This window comes from Paenibacillus agricola (assembly GCF_011440305.1).
Classification (GTDB): Bacteria; Bacillota; Bacilli; order Paenibacillales; family NBRC-103111; genus Paenibacillus_S; species Paenibacillus_S agricola.
The window spans coordinates 519946-531579 of the sequence record NZ_JAAOIW010000005.1 but is presented as its reverse complement, the minus strand read 5'-3'; the positions used below and the strand labels follow the sequence as shown (position 1 = coordinate 531579).

Genomic DNA, 11634 nt, shown 5'->3' with positions numbered 1-11634 from the left:
TGCATAACTCTCAGAATTGCTTAAATAACGTTGAACAGCTGATAATTTTTCATCTGAAGTATACTTAGCCATTAAAAAACTGCACCTCCAACTGTTAGATGATGTCTAACAATTGGGGTGCAGTTCACATCCTGGACGGTTCTTTGACATGCTCATAAATAGTTGTTAAAAGTTAAAATCACTGAACGGCTCATTTTAAAAAAATCTGCTGCGGCCGCGATTCTGGGTAAGATTGATTGCGCCTAACACAACATGTGCCACACCGAAGCCTGTTAGCGCTGTAGCAGCCATAGGGTATTTCCTGCGCAGCGCTACGCCCGATGCTGTAACAGCAGTACCTAAAACCGTAGGGATTAGTCCTTCTCGCATGATTCATCCTCCTTCAAGTTATCACTTGCCTACCTAGGTTGAGGTAAAATGCTTTTTTTTATGCCTGCCAACAGTTGCATTGTTAGGGGCTGGAAACTTATAATGGAGTATTAGGAATTGTAACTGGCTTCGATACTCAATACAAAGAAGGGGAGAGACCAATGACGGAGGCACATTCACAACCAGTTGCACTTAAGGAATGGGCTGTTGCTATTGATGCATTATTTGAAGGCAAGCAAATTCTAATTATGCGTAAGGGCGGAATTCGTGAAGAAACCAGGGACTTCCAGATCGAAAGCGAAAGCTTCTACTTATATCCAACCTATGAGCACCAGAAAAAGCAATGGATTAAGCCGGAAAGCCAAGACCAGCTAGATGTAACCTTGGAAGGCTGGAGCCTCCAAGATACGGAAGTGCCAATTCGTTGTTACGCAGAGCTTGTGGAAGACATACTAATTCAAGACCAGGAGCAATTGGACAAGCTAGGTGGGTTGCATATATGGACAGACACATTTGCTGAGGAAAGATTAAAGTGGAAAAAATCGAAGCCGCTCCATGTGATGCTGCTGCGTGTATATGAATTGCTGGAGCCTTTGCACCTGCCGATTATCCCGTCTTACATAGGCTGTAAATCTTGGATTCCACTGGATTATGGCGCGCTCAACAAAGCGAATTTGAGACCTGTGCTGACGGATGAAGCTTTTGAAGAGGCTGTCAATGAAGTGAAAAGAGCATTAAAAGGATCATGATTGCCAATTGTTGAATATTTTTAAAGCCTGATATATAGCGGGTTTTCATGTCTTTTTCAAGAACTTGACTGTTACACCATTGAGAATCATTGAGAATCAGTTTATAATGATTATTAGATAAGAATGATCATTCTAAATATACACTTTACAAATATGGAGGAAAAAAGATCATGGCGAATACAACGGAATTCATTATAGACGGTTTAAAAGCTACTGTCGAAGGCAAGGAAATTTTAAAAGGGTTAAGCTTGACCATGAAGGGTGGAGAAATCCATGCAATCATGGGACCTAACGGAACTGGAAAAAGCACATTAGCTGCTACCGTTATGGGCCATCCTAAATATGAAGTAAGTGGCGGAACGATGACTTTGAACGGTGCAGACGTACTCGACATGGCTGTTGATGAAAGAGCCCGCGCTGGTATCTTCCTAGCCATGCAATACCCGAGCGAAATAACGGGAGTAACGAATGCCGATTTCTTGCGCAGTGCGATTAATGCCCGCCGCGAAGAAGGCAGCGAAATATCTTTGATCCGTTTTATCCGTCAAATGGAAGCCAAAATGAAAGAGCTGGAAATGAACCCTGAGTTCATGCACCGATATTTAAATGAAGGCTTCTCTGGTGGTGAGAAGAAGCGTAATGAAATTTTGCAAATGCTGTTGTTGGAACCGAGTGTCGTCATTTTGGATGAAATCGACTCCGGTTTGGATATAGATGCACTACGTATAGTAGCGGCAGGTGTTAATGCGATGCGTTCAGAAGACCGCAGCTTCTTGATTATTACCCATTACCAGCGTTTACTGAACTATGTAAAGCCGGATTTTGTACATGTTATGATGCAAGGCCGTATTGTTAAATCGGGTGGTCCTGAATTGGCTGAGCGCTTGGAAGCAGAAGGCTATGATTGGATTAAGGAAGAACTCGGAATCGATGACGAAACGGTTGGCGGAAAAGAAGAAGAGTTCAAAGTACCGATGCATACAACAGCTCCAAAATATAATTAATAAACAAACCTAAACAAAGCGATAATCGTACAGGAGGATAATACATGACTACACAAGCCATTCTTCCCATCGATCGCCAAGCCATCGTGGAGCTGTCCCAATCGAGACAAGAACCTGAGTGGATGACCAATATACGTGCAGAAGCGCTTGAATTGGCAGGATCGTTGGATTTACCCGTGCTTGAAAAAACAAGAATCGACCGTTGGCCGCTTCGTTCCTACGGCACACATAAAGTGGAATCGGTGCTTACATCACTTGACCAGCTACCTGAATTCACAAAGGCGCTGCTGCAGGATGAAGGCGAACAGAAAAACCTGATCGTACAAAAAAATTCTAGTATCGTTTTCCAAAGCTCCTCTGAGGAGCTTGCCAAACAAGGCGTTATTTTTACAAGCCTCGAAGCGGCTCTAATTAGCCACCCAGAGTTGGTAAAAGCTTATTTTATGACGGTAGTGGGTAAAGAAGAGAATAGGCTGACAGCCTTGCATACGGCATTATGGAGCGGCGGCGTATTTTTATATGTACCCAAAAACGTCCATGTAGAGCTTCCATTGCAGGCATTGTTTTTAACGGATGACGCCGAAGCCTGCTTCTCACCGCATGTACTGATTGTTGCTGAGTCCCATTCTTCCGTTACTTATGTTGATAATTACGCTTCCCATGGGGATTTAAACCACCTTGTACAGAACGGTATTGTTGAAGTCGTTCTAAAGCCAGGTGCTGTTGTTAACTACGCTTCCGTCCACAATCTGGACGAATCCGTAGTAGACTTAAGCTATCGCCGGGCAAGTGTTGAACAGGATGCCACCATGAACTGGGTTATTGGCGAGATGAATTACGGCAACGTGATGTCGGATACGACTTCCCTATTGAAGGGTAACGGATCGACATCGGATGCCAAAATCATTTGCGTAGGTACCAACGAGCAGAAGCTGAATGTAACAACCCGAGCGGTTCATTTTGGCAGAAGCTCTAGTAGTGATATGATTACTCGTGCTGTTTTGCGTGATGCATCAACAGCGATTATTAACGGAATTACGAAGATCGAGAAGGGCGCTACTGGAGCTAACGGGCAGCAAACCGAGAAAGTGCTAATGCTGAGCCCTAAAGCCCGCGGCGACGCGAACCCGATTTTGCTTATCGATGAGGATGATGTGAAGGCTGGACATGCTGCAAGCGTGGGCCAAGTCAATCCTGACCAAATCCACTATTTGATGTCTCGTGGCATTACGAAGGCAGAAGCACAGCGCTTAGTCATTTATGGCTTCTTGGCACCTGTTGTATCTGTGATTCCAATGAAGAAGATCCAAGAGCAGCTGCAACGCTTCGTTGAAAGGAAGCTGGGACAATAATGAACAGCAAAGAGATCCGCCAGCTTTTTCCCATTCTTCATCAGGAAATCAACGGCCATCCTTTGGTGTATCTGGATTCGGCTGCTACGTCGCAGAAGCCTGTGTCCGTTATCGAGGCCATCAAGCATTATTATGAATGGGATAACTCCAATGTCCATCGCGGTGTCCATACCTTGGGCTCGCGTGCCACTGACGCTTATGAAGGCGCACGGGAAAAGGTTGCCAAATTTATTAACGCCAATTCCGTGGAAGAAATTATTTTTACCCGTGGGACAACAACAGGGCTTAATATGGTAGCTTCAGGCTACGCACGTGCTGTTTGTAAAGAGGGTGACGAGATTGTCATTACTCCTATGGAGCACCATAGCAATCTGATTCCATGGCAGCAGGTTGCCAAAGCAACCGGTGCCGTGTTGAAATATATTCCACTTCAAGAGGATGGCTCGATTCTTCTTCAGGATGTGGAAGATACTATAACCGACCGAACCAAGATTGTAGCTATCACTTATGTGTCCAACGTGCTTGGGGTAGTGAATCCGGTTAAAGCCATTGCGGCAATCGCCCACCGCCATGGTGCCAAGATGGTTGTTGATGGCGCCCAAAGCACACCACATCTGAAAGTGGATGTCCAAGACCTGGATTGCGATTTCTATGCATTCTCTGGGCACAAAATGTGCGGACCTACCGGCATTGGTGCCCTGTATGGGAAAAGGGCATTGTTAGAGAACATGGAGCCCATCGAATTTGGCGGCGAAATGATTGACCATGTGGATCTATATGAATCAACATGGAAGGATCTTCCTTGGAAGTTCGAGGGTGGAACCCCCATCATTGCTGGCGCTGTTGGGCTTGGCGCAGCGATTGATTTTCTTGAAAGCATCGGGCTGGATGAAATTGACCGTCATGAGAAGCAGCTTGCCGCTTATGCAGTAGAACGCTTGAGTGAGATCGAGGGCTTGACGATTTACGGACCACGCAACGAACGTGCAGGGCTAGTCACCTTTAACCTTGGTGATGTACATCCCCATGATGTGGCTACTGTACTCGACTCAGAGGGTATTGCCATACGTGCAGGGCATCATTGCTGCCAGCCTTTAATGCGTTGGCTACAGGTGTCATCAACGGCGCGTGCCAGCTTTTACCTTTATAATACGGAAGACGATGTTGACCGCTTGGTCGCTTCGCTTCTCAAAACAAAGGAGTATTTCGGCCATGCAATTGGATGATTTGTACCGCAGAGTAATTATGGATCATTATAAGACACCACGAAATCGCGGCACCTTTGAAGAGGAAGCGGTCACGATCGACCTTAACAATCCGACCTGCGGCGATAAAATACAGCTGCAGCTACAGATTGAGGAAAACCGAATCAAGGCTGCCAAATTCGTAGGCGAAGGCTGCTCAATCAGCCTTGCCTCGGCTTCGATGATGACGGCTGCCGTAAAGGGCAAGACCGTTGAGGAAGCGCTAGAGATGGCGGAGCAGTTCTCCAAGCTGATGAAGGGCGAGCCCATCGAATTCGAATACGAGGATATCGATGCACTTTCCGGAGTCAACAAATTTCCAGCCCGCATAAAATGTGCAACTTTAGGCTGGAATGCTTTACGCAAGGGAGTCGCCAAGTCGCAGCAGCAAGAATAATGCTGAATAGAATATATGTAAGATGAGAACTAAATTGCAGATACTTACGAAGCAAGTTTTCTGTGAAAACTCTAAGGCAGAGGCTTACGAAGTAAGTTTTCTACAAAACTCTAAGGAGGTTTACTATCATGGCAAAACAAATGCCCGAAATGGAAGCATATCAATTTGGATTCCGTGATGACCACGAATCCATTTTCAAAAGTGGCAAAGGGTTGACACGGGAGTTAATTATTGAAATTTCCACAATGAAGAGCGAGCCAGGCTGGATGACGGATTTCCGTCTGAAATCCTATGAGCAATTTCTGAAAATGCCGATGCCTCGTTGGGGCGGGAATATGGACGATTTAAATTTCGAAGAAATCCAGTACTATGTGAAGCCTTCTGAGAAGCAAGGTAAAACATGGGAAGAGGTTCCTACAGAAATTAAAGAAACCTTTGACAAGCTTGGTATTCCTGAGGCCGAGCAAAAGTATTTGGCTGGTGTTTCCGCTCAGTATGAATCCGAAGTGGTTTACCACAGCATGCAAAAAGACCTTGAAGACCAAGGTGTTATTTTTACAGATACCGATACAGCACTTCGTGATCATCCAGAAATTTTCAAAGAGCATTTCGGTACGATCATTCCTCCGAGCGATAACAAATTCGCTGCGCTAAACAGTGCGGTATGGTCGGGTGGCAGCTTCATCTATGTACCTAAGGGTGTGAAGGTGGATAGCCCTCTTCAAGCTTACTTCCGTATCAACTCCGAGAACATGGGCCAATTCGAACGTACGTTGATCATCACGGACGAGGATAGCTTTGTTCATTATGTAGAAGGATGTACAGCTCCGATCTATAGCACGAACTCCCTTCATAGTGCGGTAGTCGAAATTATTTGCAAGAAAAACTCGCGTGCTCGTTACACAACGATCCAAAACTGGGCACCGAACATTTATAACCTGGTTACCAAACGTGCGGTTGCTGAAGAAAATGCAACGATGGAATGGGTAGATGGCAACATCGGCTCCAAATTAACAATGAAGTACCCAGCTGTCGTTCTTAAGGGTCGCGGCGCTAAAGGTATGGTACTATCCATCGCCGTTGCTGGACGCGGACAGCACCAGGATGCAGGCGCTAAGATGACGCATTTGGCACCGGACACAACATCGACCATTGTATCCAAATCGATCAGCAAGCACGGCGGCAAAGTAACCTACCGCGGCTTAGCATCATTCGGACGCAATTCGCAAGGCTCCAAGGCCAACATTAAATGCGATACGTTGATTATGGATAAAGAGTCCACTTCCGATACTATTCCTTATAACGAAATTATGAATGATAATATTACACTGGAGCATGAAGCTACCGTTTCCAAGGTATCCGAGGATCAATTGTTCTATTTGATGAGCCGCGGGTTGACCGATGCAGAAGCTACGCAAATGATCGTTATGGGCTTTATTGAACCGTTCACCAAGGAGCTGCCAATGGAATATGCAGTGGAAATGAATCGTTTGATCAAGTTCGAAATGGAAGGCAGTATCGGTTAAGCTTAGTACCAGGTAAAATACGTGTTCGTTATGACTTCCACACTTGCGTGTTCGAGTCTCTCGGACACGTATTTTTTTGCACCTTCTTATTAAGCCATTTAGCACGTGGTATGCCTGTTTTGTACAAGAATGCATAATAGCCGGTCTAATTTCTCATGCTAAGAGCAGGATTGAAGATGAGAAAAAGGAGTGAAGGCGATGAAGCTTCCAGTCAAGTGTGGAACTCTTTGTATAGCAGCGGTGCTGGCAGTATCTACGGTGGGCTGTAACCCTAGAGGCATACAGCAGCAATCGAAGGGCCACCCCCATACACTTGCAGCAGGGGATGGAAAGGGAACGGGTAATGTTACTGTACTTAATGAGGATCAAACGGCAAATGTCCCTATTGTAAAGATTGAGAATGTCTCTTACGTCTCTGGGGATGGGATTGCAAAGATTTTGCAGCTAAATACGAAGTGGGAAGCGAATCGTTTAACTTACCAAATAGGTGATTTGGATGCGGCTTATGAGCTAAAGGCTGGTAGTACAGAAGCCATAGTGGACGAGGAAACGATAAGCTTGGCACAAGCACCCCTATTGTATCAATCGCTGTTTTATATTCCTGTCTCAGCACTGGAGCCCTTATTTTCAGCCTATATGAGCTTTGAAACCAAGGAGAATGAAGTGAAAATTTATCCAAACTTGGACATCGCAGTAGGTTCTATAAACGACCCTGAAGAGCCTAATACGGGAGGGGAATATGATTTTGTGGATGACCCTGAGGACCCATTTAAAGGAGAGGAGCCAGCGGCAGAAGAGGGGGAGGATATCGTAGAAACTATGGCATCAGTTGTATACGGCGATGGTAATGGGATCACTAACGCCACTACCTTAGCAGCTACAGGGGAGAGCCTAAGCGTTCCGGCAGCAACGTTAAAAAACATCGACATTAACCAACTGATCAGCAAAGCGAAAAGATATATGGGCGTCAAATATTTATTTGGAGCCCCGCCCTATCCACAATCCAATAAATTCGATTGTTCCACCTTTACCCGGTACATTTATGGCAGATATGGCATCCCATTAGGACGAACGGCTCGAGCGCAATCTACAAAAGGCGCAACCGTCAGCAGAAACCAGCTCCGTAAGGGAGATTTAATGTTTTTTTATGTGCCTGGTCGTTTTCGGACGAATAAAACAGTAGGACATGTTGGTATTTACATGGGGAATTCCCGTATGATCCATTCGTCACCCGAGCCTGCCAATGGCGTTCAAATCACGAATATCAACAAGCCTTATTGGAAAAAAACGTTTTTAAAGGCCAGAAGAAATGTCTATTGAAAAAATAAACGAGCCCTCCCCTAAGGGGAGGCTCATTTACCTATGTACAAATACATGCTTGGCGTGGTTTATACGTAAACCTCTTCAATCTCCAATTCTGGATGCTCAGCCAAGTTGATAAAATAGTCATCAATTTGTACCAGAGGTTTGAAAAAGTCATTGGGATGCGTCAAGATAATGTAACCGATTTCACCTGAAGTCAGCAACACACGTTTGCCTATAAAATTAGGAATCATATTACGTATGAAAACTTGTGTGATTTTAGGGTCAATCTTGCCGAAGCTCATGAGGTATAACTCCCTGAGTACAAATAACAGATCTTTCTTTTCCTGGTAAACCCTCGATGAAATCATCGCGCTGTAAATATCAGCAACCGCAACAATTTTGGAAAGCGGCTGGATTTTCGCTTCTTTGATTTGGTAGGGATAACCGGAGCCATCATATCGTTCATGATGCTGTAAAGCTGCTTGGGCTAAAGCTTCGCTCATCTTTGAATCTTTAATCAGCTGATAGCCATGGAGCGTGTGCTTCTTGACCTCTTCAAATTCCTCATCGGTTAACCGCCCAGGTTTATTAAGAATCTCGGGGTCAATCCGGCATTTGCCAATGTCATGAAGGTATCCGGCTTTACCCGCGATAATGGCTCTCTCGTTGGTTTGCCCCAGCCATTTGGCGATATAATAGGAGATCATCCCAACCTGTACACTATGCTGATAGGTGTAATCATTTTGGTTGGTTAAGTTTAGCAGCAGCGCTACTACGTCCTTTTCCTGAACAAACTGGTTTGAGAGGGGGGCAAAGCTCTCATTGACTTGGGCATCATCAAGCTTGCCGGTTTTGCTACTGCTTTCAAATAAATATTTAATGCCATCAACCGCTTCACCGTAAGCTTTAATTTGTTGCGTAACTTCATCCTGTGAAATATTCAGAGGTTTTTGCGCCTCTTCAGTAAAGCCATCAAATCTAATCATCAGGTCTACATCATCGATTTGGTGCAGGTTCAGCTTATTGATGTCCGATGCATTTAGGGCTGTATGCGCAGCAACAATAAGAACACCATTTTTATTAAATACATCTAAGCTCGTGCGATCTCCAACCTGTAAATCCATGACCGAAATTCTCAAGAAGATCACCTCAAGCTATAATTTGATGAATGTTTGCAGCTATTCATTTTTGAATATACGCGTATAGTAACAAAGGAAGTCGTCACTGACAATAAGCACAAGGGACCATAAACCTAATAATTAATCTAAATAATTAGTAATTTACATGCCAATATAACGGCTATACAGGCTCTTGGCTTGCACGGGATCATTCGTACCTTGCACCAGGATACGACCATCCGGGAATAAGACTAGTGTTATTACTTCCGAAACCTGGAGCTTCAGCAGGAAAGGGTTAAGCTCGACCGCACCTAACGGGCGCCATTTATCTGCCCATTCCACCAAGTCAAAGGAGCCGGGGTGCAATGGTTGAATTTGGACGGAATTTCGCCCACACAAGGACTGCATCGTATCCTCGGCCAAATCCTGCTCCAAGTATTCATAACGCTCCATGGCACAAGCAGGGCAATCGGCTTTGCGGGCTTTGCTGACGTCCACAGCGGCATGCTGGTTGTACCATAGATCCCAATGGACCATTTTACGGTTCAGTTGTTCAGTGGCACCTACAAGCAGTTTAAACGCTTCGGTGGACTGGTGGGAGGCGACCGTATGGATGATGGGACCGATTACGCCTGCCGTATCGCAGGTCTCAGCGGTTCCTTGGGCTGGAGCTTGCCCAAATATACAGCGTAAGCAAGGGGTTACGCCGGGAATAATCGTCAATGATACACCCCGTGAGCTTACAGCTCCTCCATAAATCCAAGGGATCGAGTGTTTGGCGCTCACATCATTAATTAGAAAACGGACACTGAAATTGTCCGTTCCGTCGAGAATGAGCCCGACATCAGACAGCAATGCCTCTGCATTGATCGCATTAAGGTCGGTAACAACGGGTTCAATCGTAATTTGTGAGTTGGCTTGCTGCAGCCTTTTTGCTGCAGCTATCGCTTTAGGCTCTGATGAAGCCGCATCAGCCTCATCATAGAGCATCTGGCGCTGCAGATTGCTGGCTTCGACAAAATCACGGTCGATCAAGCGGAGGAAGCCAACGCCAGCACGAGCCATATGATTGGCCAGGACGGTACCAAGCGCGCCCATGCCTACGATGGCAACACGGGCGTCTCCAAGCTTGCTTTGCCCTTGCTCTCCGATTGGGGCAAATAAAAGCTGGCGGGAATAACGCCCAGAGGGGGCTGTTTCTATGGTAGATTCGATAGGATCCATCTGCGGATCAGCTCCTTTCTGGCATGGGGTTGGCCAGCGGATTCCAGGGGCCTTGCTGATGGCCCTTCCATTCCGAGCCATCCTCCCATATTTCTTTTTTCCAAATGGGAACCATTTGCTTCAGGCGTTCAATCGCATAGCGGCTGGCCTCATAGGCGGCATCCCGATGAGGAGCGGATACAGCGATCACGACGCTGCATTCGCCAACAGCCACAACACCCAAGCGGTGGGTAATCGCGCATAGGGTGCCTTCAAAGCTCGCGCTGATCTGTTCCACGATCGTAAGCATGGTCTTAACTGCCATCGGCTCATAAGCCTCGTACTCAAGCCTTGTCGTTCGCTTACCATGCGTCCATTCCCGTGTGGTCCCGATAAAGGTTAGGGTTGCTCCATGGTTGGGATGCAGCACCTTGGCGGTAACTGCCTCTATGGAGATGGGCTGCTGGGTAATCTCGACCAGCTGGACCTGACCGCCAGATACAGGAGGGATAATGGCAATTTCATCCCCTTCGACGATAATTTGGTTATCCTCGGCATAGCTTTGGTTAATGGCTATAAAAGCTTGTGGCCATAGTGCTGCCGCCTGCGGGTATCGCTCCATTAAATGCTGCTTTAATAAAACGGGGGTTAAAGGGGCTTGCTGCTTCCATTCCAAATGGATGACCGGCCCTTGTATATGCTCGGCTATACCGGCAAAAACGTAAATTTGCAGTTTCATGAACATCGCTCCATTGCTTGCTTGTTTTAGAAGTCCAGTAATGTTACATAATGAATACAGCATACCATATTTGACTTGGATAATGGTATAATAGACGTTGTTAGTTTTTTTACGAACCCGCAGGATAATGGAGGTAGCTTATGAGAATTCGCGTTAACGACCAGATGAGTGGTCAGGCTGAATTTACAATTGAGCAATTAACAGCCATGGCACCGCGTGTGGTGTCCTTGGCAGATCGAGTGCCGGAAATTGAAGGCGAGGCCTTCGAGCTGCAGGAATGGTATCGAGCTTGGCAGAAGCAGCTACCGCCGCAGGAACGGGCAGACCGTGAGCCTTCACAGCTAACCGTTGAAGCGGCGGATGAGTTTCAAGCAACGATTCCATGGGATGAGCTTGGTGAGGCTGTGTTCCTGTTCAAACAAGAGGGCAAACCGCTTGTCAAAGGGTTCCCGATCCGTCTGTATGTACCGAATGGCAGCAGCGAGTGTTTAAATGTGAAAAGCGTAGTCCAAATCCGGTTTTCCTACAATGAAATACATAAGGAAGCAACCTATGGCTTCAAAAATCATATAGCTTTGGAAGATCTTAAATTTAGTAAGTAAGCAAATGTGGGAGGAAGGTGGCCAAT

The 11634-nt window shown here is 46.0% G+C and carries 12 protein-coding genes; 8 read left to right on the top strand and 4 right to left on the bottom strand.

The genetic code is table 11. The features are described from left to right. Nucleotides 1–195: 195 nt before the first annotated feature. Nucleotides 196–369 (bottom strand): asparagine synthase, encoded by a 174-nt coding sequence (locus tag G9U52_RS17405; protein WP_166151782.1) that lies wholly within the window; start codon nt 367–369, stop codon nt 196–198. Between the two features lie 161 nt (nt 370–530). Here G9U52_RS17405 and G9U52_RS17400 point away from each other — a divergent pair, with 161 nt between their 5' ends. The 7 genes from G9U52_RS17400 to G9U52_RS17370 all read left to right on the top strand — a co-directional run bounded on the left by G9U52_RS17400 (nt 531) and on the right by G9U52_RS17370 (nt 7961). Then, the gene (locus G9U52_RS17400; protein ID WP_166151780.1) at nt 531–1118 is read left to right on the top strand and encodes a DUF1802 family protein; all 588 of its coding nucleotides are present in this window, start codon (nt 531–533) and stop codon (nt 1116–1118) included. A 170-nt stretch (nt 1119–1288) separates the two neighbouring features. Next, the gene (gene sufC, locus G9U52_RS17395; RefSeq protein ID WP_166151778.1) at nt 1289–2122 is read left to right on the top strand and encodes a Fe-S cluster assembly ATPase SufC; all 834 of its coding nucleotides are present in this window, start codon (nt 1289–1291) and stop codon (nt 2120–2122) included. A gap of 44 nt (nt 2123–2166) precedes the next feature. Further along, nucleotides 2167–3474 (top strand): Fe-S cluster assembly protein SufD, encoded by a 1308-nt coding sequence (sufD, locus tag G9U52_RS17390; protein WP_166151776.1) that lies wholly within the window; start codon nt 2167–2169, stop codon nt 3472–3474. Beyond that, complete coding sequence (locus tag G9U52_RS17385; protein WP_166151774.1) at nt 3474–4700, top strand: cysteine desulfurase; 1227 nt, start codon at nt 3474–3476, stop codon at nt 4698–4700. Before sufD ends, G9U52_RS17385 begins: the two co-directional genes overlap by 1 nt. Next, the gene (gene sufU / locus G9U52_RS17380; protein WP_166151772.1) at nt 4687–5115 is read left to right on the top strand and encodes a Fe-S cluster assembly sulfur transfer protein SufU; all 429 of its coding nucleotides are present in this window, start codon (nt 4687–4689) and stop codon (nt 5113–5115) included. The genes G9U52_RS17385 and sufU overlap by 14 nt, the downstream gene beginning before the upstream one ends. 128 nt (nt 5116–5243) lie before the next feature. Further along, entirely contained in the window at nt 5244–6641 is a 1398-nt protein-coding gene (gene sufB, locus G9U52_RS17375; protein WP_166151770.1) for a Fe-S cluster assembly protein SufB, read from the top strand. Between the two features lie 198 nt (nt 6642–6839). Then, entirely contained in the window at nt 6840–7961 is a 1122-nt protein-coding gene (locus G9U52_RS17370; RefSeq protein WP_166151768.1) for a C40 family peptidase, read from the top strand. Between the two features lie 68 nt (nt 7962–8029). Here G9U52_RS17370 and G9U52_RS17365 read toward each other — a convergent pair whose 3' ends face one another. The 3 genes from G9U52_RS17365 to G9U52_RS17355 form a co-directional block, all read right to left on the bottom strand. After that, complete coding sequence (locus G9U52_RS17365; protein ID WP_311764884.1) at nt 8030–9094, bottom strand: HD-GYP domain-containing protein; 1065 nt, start codon at nt 9092–9094, stop codon at nt 8030–8032. 132 nt (nt 9095–9226) lie between these two features. After that, on the bottom strand, nt 9227–10288 hold the full coding sequence (locus G9U52_RS17360) for a ThiF family adenylyltransferase (protein ID WP_166151766.1): 1062 nt from the start codon (nt 10286–10288) through the stop codon (nt 9227–9229). 7 nt (nt 10289–10295) lie between these two features. Continuing rightward, a complete protein-coding gene (locus tag G9U52_RS17355; RefSeq protein WP_166151765.1) occupies nt 10296–11006 on the bottom strand; it encodes a molybdenum cofactor biosynthesis protein in 711 nt (236 codons plus the stop codon). Between the two features lie 140 nt (nt 11007–11146). On the opposite strand from G9U52_RS17355, the gene G9U52_RS17350 reads away from it, so the two are divergent. Next, nucleotides 11147–11608 carry a hypothetical protein gene (locus G9U52_RS17350; protein ID WP_166151763.1) on the top strand — a complete coding sequence of 154 codons (462 nt, stop codon included), beginning with the start codon at nt 11147–11149 and terminating at the stop codon, nt 11606–11608. Nucleotides 11609–11634: the final 26 nt, after the last annotated feature.